We start from the raw sequence: 14,470 nt of genomic DNA, 5'->3' as shown, positions 1-14,470 counted from the left end.
GATCAGGTTCAGCGTCCGATAACTAGGCGCGAGTGTCCGCTATCCCGTACTGAGTGTCCGAAATCCAATGTCGAGTGTCCGATATATGGGCCCGAGTGACCGATATCCCGTACTGAGTGAGCGATATCCAATGCCGAGCGACCGATATCGATGCGAATGGGCGATAGATCAGGTTCAGCGTCCGATAACTAGGCGCGAGTGTCCGATATCCCGTACTGAGTGAGCGATATCCAATGTCGAGTGTCCGATATCCATGCGAATGGGCGATAGATCAGGTTCAGCGTCCGATAACTGGGCGCGAGTGTCCGATATCCCGTACTGAGTGAGCGATATCCAATGCCGAGCGTCCGATATCATCGCGAATGGGCGATAGATTAGGTGCAGTGTCCGATATCCCGTACTGAGTGAGCGATATCCAATGCCGAGTGTCCGATATCGATGCGAATGGGCGATAGATCAGGTGCAGCGTCCGATAACTGGGCGGGAGTGTCTGATATCCCGGCCTGAGTGAGCGATATCAAGAGGCGAGAGTCCGATATCGATGCGAATGACCGATAGATCAGGTGCAGTGTCCGATATATGGGCCCGAGCGTCCGATTTCCCGTACTGAGTGAGCGATATCCAATGCCGAGTGTCCGATATCGATGCGAATGAGCGATATGTCAGGCGCAGTGTCCGATAGATGGGCCCGAGCGTCCATTATCACGGATCGATTGAAGTGAAATCACTAGTCTAAGCTTGCCGGTCCACTGATCTGCCACTCCTCATTTTTTTCCGACAGCAATGAGTATTAACATCAAAAAACTCATTTTCTCTGCAAAATTTCTCTTTTTAAGTTAAACAAATGTAAAAACAGCCGATATATATAAAGATTGCTGTCAAATATCAGCCAAACTATTACAAAAAATACTTATTATTTACAAAATTAGTAGTTTAAGTTAGTGATCTGAAGTAAAATAAATGGTGAAAGTAGAGGAGGCTCTGTAAATGAATCATAAAGTACTTGGATTGACGGTAACCGCAGTGGCAGGTGCTTCATTTTTTGCAACCGCTGCTTCTGCAGAGAGCGTAAAGGTAAAAAGCGGTGATTCGCTTTGGAAGATCGCGAATCAATACAAAATTTCCCAAAAGGCACTTAAAGAGGCCAATCAGCTGAAAAGCGACACGATTTTTGTTGGGCAGGTTCTTCAGATTCCAGGTACAGGAAATCAAAACCATAACGGCAGCGCAGAGCCGCATAAAGCACAAGCTGCACAAAATACATACAAGGTCTCTAAGGGAGACTCCCTTTGGCTGGTTGCCAGAAAGTACGGGATGACTGTTAATGAATTAAAAACTCTAAACGCACTCAAAAGAGATACAATTTTTCTTGGACAGGTTTTAAAAATTAATTCTAATTCTAATCCTGTGAAACCGGCGGTTACTCCGCCAGCCCCGCCTAAAACGCCTGTTTCAGAGGATAAAGACACGAGCATTCAGAATACATACCAGGTGAAACCAGGAGACTCTCTTTGGAAAATAGCTAATCGATTTAATTTAACCATCGCTGAATTAAAGGTCTCAAACCAGCTGAAGAGCGACACACTTTATGTAAATCAAGTACTTAAGCTAAAAGGCGAGGTAAAGCCAGAATCCAATCCAGCTCCCTCTGCCCCAGATAACAGCCAAGAAGACACAGAAATAAAAGAAACGATGATTAGAGAAGCCGAACAATTGATGGGGATTCCATATAAATGGGCTGGCAATACTACTTCAGGTTTCGATTGCAGCGGATTTGTCTATTACGTGCTGAATAAAGTAACTTCGGTATCCCGTCTCAGCGCTGCGGGCTACTCCAGTATCATGAAGCCAGTTTCGGAGCCTGCCAGAGGAGATTTCGTATATTTCACCACTTATAAGGCAGGACCTTCGCATATGGGAATTTACTTGGGTAACGGTGATTTCATCCACGCCAGCGGATCTCAGGGAATTACTGTCTCTAATTTATCCAATGCATATTGGAAAAGCCATTATCTTGGAGCTAAGCGCTACTTTTAGGGAGCCGCTGGCTTCTTTTTTTTGTAGATCTTTTCTGATTGCATCAAAGGCAAGTGCATAAATGCTTATATAACCTCCTAAAACCGGGTTTGCATGCCAAAGCATTTGGAGAAAATGCGAATGAAAGGCAAAACAATGAACGGAGGAATCGTATGAGCAGAATAGGTAAAGCTGGAATCCTTTTGCTGATGGCAATATCTCTGTATGGATGCTCGAACGGAATGAGCGAGCATCACCATCCGGAAGCAAAGGGACTGGAAACTGCAGCTGAAAAAACAGTTAAGGAAATTAAGGTGTCTATGATCACTTCAAAAGGAGAGCCTGCCGGAAAAGCCGTTATTTCAGAAACAATAAAAGGTGTAAACGTTCATCTTGAAGGAGTGAATCTTCCCCCCGGCAAAAGGGCGATCCATATTCACGAAACAGGATCATGTAAGAAGCCAGACTTCAGTTCAGCTGGGGGACATTTAAATCCATTTACTAAAAAGCATGGATTCCTAAATCCGCATGGACCCCATGCAGGAGACATACCGAACATCACCATTGGTTCAGACGGGAAGATTACTGCAGATGTAACCGCACCTCTTGCCGAATTTTCACAGCTGCTTGATGAAGATGGAAGCGCTCTAGTGATTCACGAGAAAGAAGACGATTATAAAACCGATCCGGCCGGTAATGCGGGTGCTAGAATTGCCTGTGGTGTGGTGAATAAAGAGAATCAATCAATGTAATGAGAGGAATCTTTATCCGGCCAGTCAGCCGGGTAAGGATTTTTTGTGATGGACGTCTTTTTTCTGTATACTAATATAAGAAAATGAGACGCTGAAAAGAGGTTTGATTATATGAATGAAATGAAATTAAATTTGCCTGAAGCCATTCGGGCTAAAATACAAAGAACATCTGCATCATCTGAAATGGATGCTTCACTAATTGGCGGAGGAGGATTCATCACAGGAGATTCCTCTATAATTGAGGACGCCGTCATCGCCCTGGCCCTCGGAAAAAATGTCCTGCTGAAAGGGCCGACCGGATCAGGAAAAACAAAGCTGGCAGAGACGATTTCTTACTTATTCAACCGATCTATGCACAGCATAAATTGTTCCGTCGATCTTGATGCAGAAGCGCTATTAGGCTATAAAACAATCAGCACAGCCGGAGGAAGCACGTCGATTGAATTTGTTCCGGGACCCGTAATCAATGCAATGAAAAAAGGACATTTCCTGTACATAGATGAAATCAACATGGCAAAACCTGAGACTTTGCCCATTCTGAACGGGGTTCTCGATTACCGCAAAATGATTACAAATCCATTTACTGGCGAAGTGGTAAAAGGATCCGAAGCATTTGGAGTAATCGCCGCGATTAATGAAGGGTATGTAGGAACGGTTCCTTTAAATGAAGCATTAAAGAATCGTTTTGTTATCATTGATGTTCCATACATCCAAGGGGAAGAGCTCCGTCAAATTATTACGAATCAATCGGGACTCGAGGATCCGATCCTGATCAATTTATTTGTCAGGCTTTCAGCAGATTTAATTACTCAGGTTAAAAATGGACAGGTATCAGAAGAAGCTGCTTCCATACGAGCTCTTCTTGATACGTGCGATCTCGCTGCATTTATCCCTCCCATGCGCGCTATTGAGCGCGGAATTGCAGAAAAGGTCGAGGATGAACGGGAAAAAGCGGCTATCCGCAATATTGCAGAAACGTTATTTGAGTGAGGCCTGCTTATGAGATTTATAAAATTCAATGATAGCCAAATTGATTCCTTCCTTTTTATGGAACTGTCAGATCTTGCAAAAACGCTCTCTAAAAATCCGGAACTGGAGATGGAGTATGCTCCGTACTCTTATTTGAATCCAGCTGAAAATAAAATCTATCTGACCCATTTTTGGGATCACCGGCCTGCTGAAGATCAGATTAGCGGGCTGAAAAGTGATGTTTACCTTCATGCTACAGGGCACGTTTTTCACAGCAGCCCTCAAGAAACGGATGATTTTATTAAGAAGACAAAAAGACTATCAATTCCTGAGTTTGCGAAGCAGCTTTTTTCACTGCTTGAAGATGTCCGAACCGAAGAAATCATCAAGAGGGAACGGCCGGGTACAAAGAAGTTTTTTAAACGCCGCACAGAAATGTACAGGATGTATTTCCGCTCTCAGCTGACCATTCACCTTGAGCGGAATATTAGAACGGATGCACTGTTTAATGCGTTATTTTTGAAACTAACTGCTGAATCTCCGCTAGAGACGGTCCCGGCTATAAACGAAGATTTTGAAAGAATGCTGCCTTTTCTTCAAAGGGAGCTTGAATATGCTTATGAAAGTGCAGGCACAGCTCAGACTGCAGCTATTGCTCTCAGAATTAGTGAAACCATAGAAGAATTCCTGGAAAAGGATATGCTCAATACATACTTTTTTCTTCCTGAACATGGTTTTGAAGAGGGGACAGGACTTACCTTTAAGGAGCTGAAAAGAACAAACAAACTGGATAATGATGATTCTCTTGAGCTTGACCGTAAAGAAGAAAGGGACGTCCATGACCAGGAAATGCCGACGTGGCACAGGGAGACAAGCAAGGCGACAGACAGTTTTCTTCAATATGATCTCGAACACGGTTCCAAAACGGACTTAATGGGAAATGGTCTGCGAGAAGGTGAGGACGGGGATCAGGCCATGGGGACCGTGCAAGGATCGGCCAGAGAATCGAAGAAACATAATTATGCCCAATCAGAGGTTCTTGAAAACCGGCAGGATGGAAACACAAACGGCAGCCAGAATGCATTTGGCAAAGAAAATAAGTTTGCTTTTGCAGTCCAAAAAACACCGGACCCTTCTTCTGCTGAGCACTATCAGCAATACAGCGGGAATAAAGCCATTATTTCTCATTACCAAAAAAAATTGAAGCAGATGATTCAAAAAACACTTGAGCACAAAAAGACCAATCCAAGAACAGATCTTCATACCGGAAGACTTGGCAAAAAACTGCTGCGGTGGATCACAGACGATAATCCCAGACTTTTTTATAAAAAGCAGGAGCCTTCGATCCAAATAGATGCGGTCTTTACTCTATTAGTCGACTGTTCTGCATCTATGCACGATAAAATGGATGACACCAAGCTTGGCATAACCCTTTTTCATGAAGCACTGAAATCAGTAGGAGTCGTTCATCAGGTAACGGGGTTCTGGGAGGATACGAATGCTGCATCTGCAGTCAGCCAGCCTAATTATTTTCACCGCGTCATTCCATTCCGCAATTCGTTAAACAAGAGTTCAGGTCCTGCCATCATGCAGCTGAATCCTGAAGAAGATAATAGAGATGGCTTCGCAATCCGTCATATGACGAGGGAGCTGTCGGCCAGACAGGAAAAACAAAAGTTTTTGATTGTTTTTTCTGATGGAGAACCGGCTGCAATGGATTATGAACAAAAAGGAATTGTAGATACGCATGAAGCGGTCATTGAGGCACGTAAAAGAGGAATTGAAGTAATCAACATTTTCCTGTCCAATGGGGAGGCAGAGGAAAGCCAGGTTAAAACCATTCAGAACATTTATGGAAAATTCAGCATCATAGTGCCGAATGTCAGTGATTTGCCGGATGTCCTGTTTCCTCTTTTGAGAAAGCTTTTGAAGAAAAGCATTCAAAGCCTGTGAGTGTTCCATATAATAAATTGTTTAAACGGGCGCATTATTCATTCATGCGCCAATCTGCAAAAAAGGATTCCAGTTAATATAGGAAGAGGGCACCTGGAAGGATCCATGGTGCCTTTTTCTGATATTTTCCTGCTTTGGCTGATTTGGAGCAGGGAGCGTGACGGCTCTGGAATAGCGGGTTGTATTCAGCCGTTAGACAGAAATCGACAATATATCATGAAAATATTTGTCTTATGAAAACCTGATTTCACCACCCGACATGCTTACACTCCAGCTAAAAGGGTCAGCGGGCAAAGGGAAAACTCTGCTGTATAAGGAAATCAGGTAATATACCTGCATCTGCTTCCAGATTTACACGATTCGCCACAATTTTTTGTTTTTCAATATTATTTACAATTTTCGATAGATAATTGTTGGAAAGAATAAATGGTAGTGTTAAAATATCTATGGAAGCGTTTTAACTAATTTACATAAAACGCGGTCAGCATAAATATATACCAGAATAATATCCTATTATTTACATTTGGTAATTATTAGTTGGGGGTAGTGTGAAATGTCGCAAACCAAGTCAAAGCTCAACGTTACATGGGAAGACTTCCATGGCCCTAACCTTGGCTATGTCATGGATCTGTATGATCAATTTTCTGAAAATCCTGAATCGGTCGACGCTGATTTGCAGGAACTATTTCAACATCTAGGCCACCCGCCGGATAAAGGATCCGCTGCATCAGTTCAGGCAGCTCCAGTTTCCAAGCAGTCAATTGCGGATTTCGGTCCTGAAAAAATCGTCAAAATTGCTTCAGCTGTAAAATTGGCTGAGGATATTCGTACGTATGGACATTTAAATGCTTCCATCTTTCCAATCGAAGGAATGGGCGACAGACAGGATCTGTTAAGCATTGAGGCATACGGTCTTTCAGAAGAGGATTTAAAAGAAATTCCCTTTTCTGTATTATGCGAAGACGCTCCATCCAGCGTAAAGAACGGATATGATGCCATTCTTCATTTAAAAGAAAGCTATAAAAAATCATTGTCTTTCGAATTCGATCATGTTCACCGCTTCGAAGAAAAAAATTGGCTGAAGCGCATGGTGGAAACGGGAGATTTATTTAAACCGCACTCCAAAGAAAAACGCAAAGCACTGCTTAAAAGGCTTTTCGAGGTAGACGGATTTGAAAAATATCTTCATAAAACATTTGTAGGCCAAAAAAGATTCTCCATTGAAGGATTGGATATGCTTGTACCGGTTCTAGATGAAATGGTTCAAAATGCAGTTGAGAACGGAACGAAAACCATCAACATTGGTATGGCGCACAGAGGACGACTTAATGTTCTTGCACATGTGCTTGGCAAACCGTACGAAATTATCTTCTCTGAATTCCAGCATGCACCAAATAAAGACCTTGTCCCTTCTGAAGGTTCGACAGGCATTAACTACGGCTGGAGCGGAGATGTAAAATATCATCTTGGCGCAGACAGACAGATCAAAGAAGAGAATATGGTGAGAGCCCGAATTACCCTTGCGAATAATCCGAGTCATCTGGAATATATTGATCCAATCGTTGAGGGATTCACAAGAGCTGCGCAGGAAAACCGTGAGGTCAGCGGATTTCCGGAAATCGATACAAGCAAAGCTCTGGCTATTCTTATTCACGGTGATGCAGCGTTTCCTGGTGAAGGGATCGTAGCTGAGACATTAAACCTCAGTCAGCTTAAAGGCTATCAGACCGGGGGTACTATTCATATTATCGCCAATAACATGATCGGTTTTACAACTGAAAGCTCGGATTCGAGATCCACACGTTATGCGAGTGATTTGGCAAAAGGATATGAAATTCCAATCATTCATGTAAATGCGGATGATCCTGAAGCGTGTCTTGCTGCTGCCTATCTGGCATCTGAATACAGACGCATTTTCAAAAAAGATTTCCTTATTGACCTAATCGGCTACCGCCGCTTCGGACATAACGAAATGGATGAGCCGATGACGACTCAGCCCCAGCTTTACAGCAAAATTAAAGCACACGAAACAGTGAAGGCACTTTACTCCAAATCTTTAACGGATGATCAGGTTCTTTCTGAAGAAGAAGTAGCTGCCCTAGAAGAGGAAGTACAGAACAAGTTTGAGACCGCATATAAAAAAGTGCCTGACAAAAAGGTGGCACAGGTACATGAGATCCAGCTTCCGGAAACGATTTCTCATGGAATTCCGCAAATCGAGACGGCTGTTGACATCAGTGATATCCGTTCCATCAACCGTTCACTCGTTGAATGGCCTGAAGACTTTAAAGTGTTTGGGAAGCTGCAGCGGATCCTCGAACGCCGTGCAAGTGTGCTTGAAGAGGATCACAAGGTAGAATGGGGACTTGCTGAAGCTCTTGCATTCGGTTCCATTTTGCTTGATGGCACACCCATCCGGTTAAGCGGACAGGATTCAGAGCGGGGAACCTTCGCACAGCGTAATCTTGTATTGCATGACAGCGAAACAGGAAGCGTGTATTCACCGCTTCATCAGCTTGATCAGACGAAAGCATCCTTCGCGGTTCATAACAGCCCGCTTTCTGAAGGCTCGGTCATCGGTTTTGAATATGGCTATAACGTATTCTCTCCTGAAACATTAGTCCTTTGGGAAGCCCAATACGGAGATTTCGCGAATGCTGCTCAAGTATTCTTTGACCAGTTTATCTCTGCGGGCCGTGCAAAATGGGGCCAAAAATCCGGCCTCGTGATGCTGCTTCCGCATGGGTATGAAGGACAGGGACCAGAGCATTCAAGTGGAAGACTGGAACGCTATCTTCAGCTTGCCGCTGAAAACAACTGGACAGTAGCGAACCTTACAAGTGCTGCCCAATACTTCCATATCCTAAGAAGACAAGCTAAAATCCTGCAAATGGAGGAAGTCAGACCGCTCGTGATTATGACTCCGAAAAGCCTGCTTCGCAATCCGAACACGGTTTCGGATGTTCAGGAACTGAGCAGCGGATCCTTTAAAAAGGTGCTTGAGCAATCAGGGATGGGCGGAGAGCACAAGGCTGTTACACGCGTTGTTCTTTGCAGCGGAAAGCTTGCCATTGATATTTCAGATAAAGTACGCCAGTCAGAAGAAAATACAGATTGGCTTCATGTTCTAAGAGTGGAAGAACTTTATCCATATCCGCAAAAAGAAGTGGAATCCATTTTGTCCAGATATGAGAATCTTAAAGAAATCATCTGGGTTCAGGAAGAACCTCAAAATATGGGTGCATGGACGTATATCGAACCTAAACTTCGCGAATCAGCCCCATCAGGAGCTGACGTATCCTATATCGGCAGAACAAGGAGATCCAGTACTGCAGAGGGAGATCCAACTGTTCATAAAAAAGACCAGGAACGCATCATAACACAGGCGATTACACGAAACTAAGGGGGAAATGATCATGGCTGAAATTAAAGTACCGGAACTGGCAGAATCAATCTCGGAAGGAACCATTGCACAATGGCTAAAGCAGCCTGGTGATTTTGTTGAGCAGGGTGAGTATTTGCTTGAGCTTGAAACAGATAAAGTCAATGTAGAATTGACAGCAGAACAATCCGGAGTATTAAAAGAAGTACTGAAGGACGCTGGGGATACCGTTCAAGTAGGTGAAATCATCGGAACGATCGATGAAAAGGAAGAAGCGGGCGGCGTACAAAGTGCAAATGAAGGCAGTCAGGAACAAGCTGAGCTGAAGCCAGAGAAAGAAGAATCCAAAAAAGAAGAACCAAAAACAGATCACATTCCATCAAGAGAAAGTGAGCCTGTTGTCCAGGCGGACACGAAAAACCGTACAATTGCTTCTCCTGCTGCAAGAAAACTTGCGAGGGAAAAAGGAATTGATCTCAGCTCTGTAAATGCTTCCGATCCTCTTGGAAGAGTGCGCAAGCATGATATCGAAAACCATCAAAACGCGCCTAAGCAGCCTCAAGCTGCTAAACCTGCTGAAAAAGCTCCTCAAGCTCAGGCAGATAATCCGGCTAAACCGGTTGAGCGTGTGAAAATGTCCCGCCGCAGACAAACGATTGCGAACCGTTTGGTCGAAGTTCAGCAGACGGCTGCCATGCTTACAACATTCAATGAAGTAGATATGACAGCTGTCATGGATGTTAGAAAGCGCCGCAAAGACAAATTTTTCGAGCAGCATGACGTCCGTCTAGGTTTTATGTCATTTTTCACTAAAGCTGTAGTTGCAGCCCTTAAGCAATTCCCGCTCTTAAACGCAGAAATTCAAGGCACGGAACTTGTGCTGAAAAAATTCTACGATATTGGTATTGCTGTAGCTGCGCCGGACGGTCTTGTCGTACCTGTAGTCCGTGATGCTGACCGCATGAGCTTTGCAGGAATTGAAGGGGAAATTTCCAACCTGGCAAAAAAAGCAAGAGACAACAAGCTTGCCCTGAACGAGCTTCAAGGCGGAACATTTACCATTACAAATGGCGGAGTTTTTGGCTCCCTGCTTTCCACTCCAATTCTGAACGCACCTCAAGTAGGGATCCTTGGTATGCATAAAATCCAATGGCGTCCGATTGCACTTGATCATGAAAGAATGGAAAACCGCCCAATGATGTATATCGCCTTATCATATGATCACCGTATTGTAGATGGAAAAGAAGCGGTTAGCTTCCTTGCTACAGTAAAAGAATTGCTTGAAGATCCTGAGTCTCTTCTTTTGGAAGGCTAATAAGAATCTTCATAGAAAAATGGCCTGTTCCGCTCGGAATAGGTCTTTTTCAATTTTGGCTGACCTTCAATACATGCTATATTAATATGGGCACGGTTTTAAACAGGTTAGTTAATGCCAGTTGCTTTTAGATGCCAGAACCATGAAGCGGAGGGGCCATGAATGATTCAAACGATGATTCAAGGAGCAGTAGAGGGGAAAACGAGAATTAAGTGTGAATGGAAGAATGAGCTCGCTAAAAGAGGAGAAAGTGAATTTTCTCTGTATCTTATTCAAGCTGAGAAAAACGAACAAATTTTCGAGATTCTGTTTTCCTATTTTACTGACTTTCAGAAGAAACGCACGGATGATTTAGAGGCTTTCCTTTCTCAATTATTGAATAACGGATGCCCGGCAGTTTTTTTGAATATGACAATCCAGTCCTTTAGAAATGCAATTGCAGCTGTCATTCTGGATGAGAGCATTTTTGCAGTTGATATCCATGCATTTTACACAACGCTCAATGAATGGCTGGACGCTGTGGTCAATCTTATTGCTCATTTATCAGAACAAAAGGATCGGCAGGGGGATTTTCAATAGGGTAATTGCGATATTCTAATAATTTCCTAGCTGTGATAAACGCAGCTGTTAGTTTCTGCTGCAGGAGTTTGCCGCTAAGCGAGACTGCAGGTCTTACGCATCCAATCCAATCAACCGATTTTTTAAAAAAGCTCAATGCTGGAACATAGCCAGTTTAATGTCAAACCGCCGCGCATTCATCACTTTTCCATTATATGCTATACTGGAAAAGCAGAATAACGGTTGAAATAGGAGTGATTTAAGATGGATCTATCCATATTGAGTCATAAAAGTCCAAGTAAGAAAGAAATTGAAGATGCTTTTTTTGTTTCAGACGATTGCCTGACCTTTGGTGTTTTCGATGGGGTTACGCCGATGACGGATGAGTTGTTTCAAAATGAACACAATGGAGCTTATCTTGCTTCCCATATGCTCGCCTCCACCCTTGCTCTCCCAATAAACCAAAATAGAAGTTTAATAGAATGGCTTGCTGAAGCAAACGCTCTTCTTCTTCAAAAAATGGAATCTGCTGCTTTGGCAATTGAGGAAAGGCATTTAAGATGGGCATCCTGTGCGGCTGTTTTAAGAATTACAGGAGAACAAGCGGCGTTTATACAATGTGGAGACTGCATGATTTTAAAGGAAGATCATCATGGGTTCGTTACTCCGCTTACGATTAACTCGGTTGAAGGCATTTCAGAAAGAGCCAGACTAGTACGGGAAAGAAAAAGAGCAGAAGGACTTCATATTCCTCCTGAAAGCTGGTTTCTTGATCATCCTCATGAAAGGATGAAAGATCACCGGCATCTGGCAAATCGAACCGGAGGATATTCTGTTGTGAACGGAGATCAGGAGCTCATTGATTTTATTCAGACCGGGGAAGCGGATATTAAGGGTATTAAGAGCCTTTTGATAATAAGTGACGGTTTTTTTCATCCTGAGTGGAGTCTCCGTGATGTGCATATCGAGATTTCGAAACTTGGTCTTGAATCGTATGCAGAAGCGTTAAGATACCTGGAACATATAAATGGCCTCCCGCATGATGATATGACTGGAATATTCATTCAATTTTAATGACCCGGCAGTTTGCCATGCAGCTGAAATAATAATAAACTATACATAAGAAATACATATTTTGAAGGAGCGGAACAGCGATGAATCATCTTAATTGGCAGGATAAAAAAACGATAAAAAAAGTGACGTGCATTCACACAGATGCAGAGAAATATATCGTAAACCGTGCATTAACAGCAGGCAGCACATATGAAGTGAAAAATGAAACTGAGGAATTTTATTTTGTCGTGGACAATTCAGGCAAAGTCAGCGGATTTTACAAGGATTATTTTAAAGAGGCGTAATACATACATATACCCTCTTCCTCCTGAAAAAGGAATAGCCCATATATGAAAGTGAGGGATTGGGAAGTTGGAGCTGAAGAAGGATTTACTGGAAGGGATACATTCGATTGAACTTCTGAATCGTGTAGGAGAGTCACTAATTTTAACAGATGATGAATTAAATATTACATGGTTTAACGAATGTGCTGGGGATTTATTAAATACCGTCGCCCCGCATATGAACCTTGAGGATGCAGATTCGTTTATGGGGATGAATTTGAAATCCTTTCACAGGGCAGATCAAATCCGGATAATTGAACATGGTCCTTTGCCGTATACTTCGACTATACACCTGTTTCAAACCTTCTCTGCACATATCGTTGTTGACAGGCTTCCGGAAAGCAGGGGGTATATTCTTACCTGGAAAGATGTAACCGATTACGAAAACGAATTGCTTTCTGGAAGGAAGCTAATGGAGGAATTATACACGCCAATCATAGGTACTATGATTGATCATACATTTCTTGCGGCTATTACTGGTTTTTTATCCGAGCAAAGGATAGAACACATGACAGGGAAATTATTGTCCTTTGCTGGTGCTAATCAAGCAGAATACATACTTTTTGATTTCTCGGAAATGTATTCTGTACCCGATGAGGCTGTTATTGATAAGCTGGAGCAGCTCGTTCAGGCACTAAATCTAATGGGAACAGAAGCCATTTGCGTAGGATTAAAGCCAGGCATGGCCCGGCAAATGATCAGCAGGGGATACGGACTTTCCATAAAAGCATTTCCTTCGTTTAAACAGGGAATGGGATATGTGTTGAAAAATCTTGGATACACCTTGGTTAAATCATAATTTTTCATAAAAAAACATTTTTGTGGATTTTAAGATGTTAAATCGATTGTAACGTATATCTCTTGGTTCAGGGTATTTAGTACATAATTTAATTATGTAAACAAAAGACAAGTGATGGATGCTTGTCTTTTTCGCTGGTAATGATATAAACTACATGACTATGAGAAGATATTCAAAGAGGGGGAGGGGATTATTTGAGAACGACCATATCCGATATTGCCAATATGGCCAATGTATCCAAAAGTACCGTCTCTAGATATTTAAATGGCGGCTACGTAAGCGCGGCAACAGCCCAGAAAATTCAAAATGCTATTACTGAAACAAAGTTTGAACCTAATGCGTTTGCTCAAAGTTTGAAACAGAAAAAGACAAATTTTATTGGAGTTATTATTCCGAGGCTTGATTCTTATACGATGACCAAGATGCTGATGGGCATTGATGAAAGACTTAAGGAGCTTGGGTTTCAAATGCTTGTTGCCAATACCGATCAGGTTCAGGAGAGAGAAATCGAAAATATTTATGCTTTTGCACGGCAAAAAGTAGCCGGTATCATTTTAATGGCTACAAAAATTACAAAAGAACATCATGGTGCATTTGAGGATGCGGGCATTCCTTCCTTAATCATTGGGCAGGAAAGCAACTATTATCATTCCATTATTCATGCCGATTATGAAGCAGGATATGACCTTGGGAAATTTGTTTATAAAAAGGGACACAGGAACATTTTGTTTATCGGGGTAAGTGAACAGGATGAAGCGGTTGGCCAAAAAAGGAAACGCGGTTTTATGGATGCTTTGAAAGACAGCGGTCCCCATTCAGTAAAGGCTTTGGAAGCGGACTTTTCAATGGAAAAATCCAGACTGGAAACAGATAAAGCTTTAAGTGAGGGTTTACCGGACATTATCGTCTGTTCTACAGATAACATGGCACTTGGCGCAATGAAAGCTATACAAGAAAAGAAACTTGCCATTCCAAGAGATTTATCTGTTGCGGGATTCGGAGGATACCGGATATCCGAAATGGTTCATCCTGGCCTTACCACGGTCAGTTTTCACTATTTTGATGTTGGATTAAATGCTGCATATTCTATCGTCAGTCTCATTGAAGGAAGAACCATTCAGAAAAAAATGGTATCAGGATATGAGATCATCAGCAGAGAGAGTGTAGCAGCCATCAAACCAACGATTTGAGCCCATTTCAGGGCTTTTTTTTAATGGTATTTCATAAATATATTTATGAATATAAAGTTATGCACAGCGAATGATTGACTGTGGAAAAGGGTTAGTTATAAAGAACATGTTTGATCCTGTTGTACTTATGTTTGCTGTA

Annotated in this window: 11 protein-coding genes; all 11 read left to right on the top strand. The window is 42.5% G+C overall.

Features of this window, described 5'->3' with window-relative positions:
- The first annotated feature begins 987 nt into the window (after positions 1 to 987).
- The 11 genes from WCV65_RS11255 (at position 988) to WCV65_RS11205 (ending at position 14,331) form a co-directional block, all read left to right on the top strand.
- Complete coding sequence (locus tag WCV65_RS11255) at positions 988 to 2,037, top strand: LysM peptidoglycan-binding domain-containing protein (RefSeq protein WP_338776513.1); 1,050 nt, start codon at positions 988 to 990, stop codon at positions 2,035 to 2,037.
- 152 nt (positions 2,038 to 2,189) lie between these two features.
- Positions 2,190 to 2,768 carry a superoxide dismutase family protein gene (locus tag WCV65_RS11250; RefSeq protein ID WP_338776510.1) on the top strand — a complete coding sequence of 193 codons (579 nt, stop codon included), beginning with the start codon at positions 2,190 to 2,192 and terminating at the stop codon, positions 2,766 to 2,768.
- A gap of 120 nt (positions 2,769 to 2,888) precedes the next feature.
- Positions 2,889 to 3,758: a MoxR family ATPase gene (locus WCV65_RS11245; RefSeq protein ID WP_338782264.1), complete on the top strand. Its 870-nt coding sequence runs from the start codon at positions 2,889 to 2,891 to the stop codon at positions 3,756 to 3,758.
- 9 nt (positions 3,759 to 3,767) lie between these two features.
- A complete protein-coding gene (locus tag WCV65_RS11240; protein WP_338776508.1) occupies positions 3,768 to 5,690 on the top strand; it encodes a VWA domain-containing protein in 1,923 nt (640 codons plus the stop codon).
- Positions 5,691 to 6,243: 553 nt separating this feature from the next.
- Positions 6,244 to 9,093: a 2-oxoglutarate dehydrogenase E1 component gene (sucA, locus tag WCV65_RS11235; RefSeq protein WP_035406670.1), complete on the top strand. Its 2,850-nt coding sequence runs from the start codon at positions 6,244 to 6,246 to the stop codon at positions 9,091 to 9,093.
- 13 nt (positions 9,094 to 9,106) lie between these two features.
- The gene (gene odhB / locus WCV65_RS11230; protein ID WP_338776506.1) at positions 9,107 to 10,387 is read left to right on the top strand and encodes a 2-oxoglutarate dehydrogenase complex dihydrolipoyllysine-residue succinyltransferase; all 1,281 of its coding nucleotides are present in this window, start codon (positions 9,107 to 9,109) and stop codon (positions 10,385 to 10,387) included.
- A gap of 162 nt (positions 10,388 to 10,549) precedes the next feature.
- Positions 10,550 to 10,966 (top strand): hypothetical protein, encoded by a 417-nt coding sequence (locus WCV65_RS11225; RefSeq protein WP_338776504.1) that lies wholly within the window; start codon positions 10,550 to 10,552, stop codon positions 10,964 to 10,966.
- Positions 10,967 to 11,209: 243 nt separating this feature from the next.
- The gene (locus tag WCV65_RS11220; RefSeq protein ID WP_338776502.1) at positions 11,210 to 12,019 is read left to right on the top strand and encodes a protein phosphatase 2C domain-containing protein; all 810 of its coding nucleotides are present in this window, start codon (positions 11,210 to 11,212) and stop codon (positions 12,017 to 12,019) included.
- 80 nt (positions 12,020 to 12,099) lie between these two features.
- On the top strand, positions 12,100 to 12,303 hold the full coding sequence (locus WCV65_RS11215) for a DUF6501 family protein (protein WP_338776500.1): 204 nt from the start codon (positions 12,100 to 12,102) through the stop codon (positions 12,301 to 12,303).
- Positions 12,304 to 12,370: 67 nt separating this feature from the next.
- Positions 12,371 to 13,141: an STAS domain-containing protein gene (locus tag WCV65_RS11210; RefSeq protein ID WP_338776498.1), complete on the top strand. Its 771-nt coding sequence runs from the start codon at positions 12,371 to 12,373 to the stop codon at positions 13,139 to 13,141.
- Between the two features lie 194 nt (positions 13,142 to 13,335).
- Positions 13,336 to 14,331, top strand: a complete 996-nt coding sequence (locus tag WCV65_RS11205) for a LacI family DNA-binding transcriptional regulator (protein ID WP_338776496.1) — start codon at positions 13,336 to 13,338, stop codon at positions 14,329 to 14,331.
- The last annotated feature ends 139 nt before the right edge of the window (positions 14,332 to 14,470 follow it).

It is taken from the genome of Metabacillus sp. FJAT-52054, assembly GCF_037201815.1.
Classification (GTDB): Bacteria; Bacillota; Bacilli; order Bacillales; family Bacillaceae; genus Metabacillus_B; species Metabacillus_B sediminis.
This window is presented reverse-complemented; position numbering and strand designations above follow the sequence as displayed.

What these genes read in the sequence shown, in the direction of transcription:
- WCV65_RS11255 (WP_338776513.1), top strand. Translation starts at nt 988, where the DNA reads ATGAATCATAAAGTACTTGGATTGACGGTAACCGCAGTGGCAGGTGCT.
- WCV65_RS11250 (WP_338776510.1), top strand. Translation starts at nt 2,190, where the DNA reads ATGAGCAGAATAGGTAAAGCTGGAATCCTTTTGCTGATGGCAATATCT.
- WCV65_RS11245 (WP_338782264.1), top strand. Translation starts at nt 2,889, where the DNA reads ATGAAATTAAATTTGCCTGAAGCCATTCGGGCTAAAATACAAAGAACA.
- WCV65_RS11240 (WP_338776508.1), top strand. Translation starts at nt 3,768, where the DNA reads ATGAGATTTATAAAATTCAATGATAGCCAAATTGATTCCTTCCTTTTT.
- sucA (WP_035406670.1), top strand. Translation starts at nt 6,244, where the DNA reads ATGTCGCAAACCAAGTCAAAGCTCAACGTTACATGGGAAGACTTCCAT.
- odhB (WP_338776506.1), top strand. Translation starts at nt 9,107, where the DNA reads ATGGCTGAAATTAAAGTACCGGAACTGGCAGAATCAATCTCGGAAGGA.
- WCV65_RS11225 (WP_338776504.1), top strand. Translation starts at nt 10,550, where the DNA reads ATGATTCAAACGATGATTCAAGGAGCAGTAGAGGGGAAAACGAGAATT.
- WCV65_RS11220 (WP_338776502.1), top strand. Translation starts at nt 11,210, where the DNA reads ATGGATCTATCCATATTGAGTCATAAAAGTCCAAGTAAGAAAGAAATT.
- WCV65_RS11215 (WP_338776500.1), top strand. Translation starts at nt 12,100, where the DNA reads ATGAATCATCTTAATTGGCAGGATAAAAAAACGATAAAAAAAGTGACG.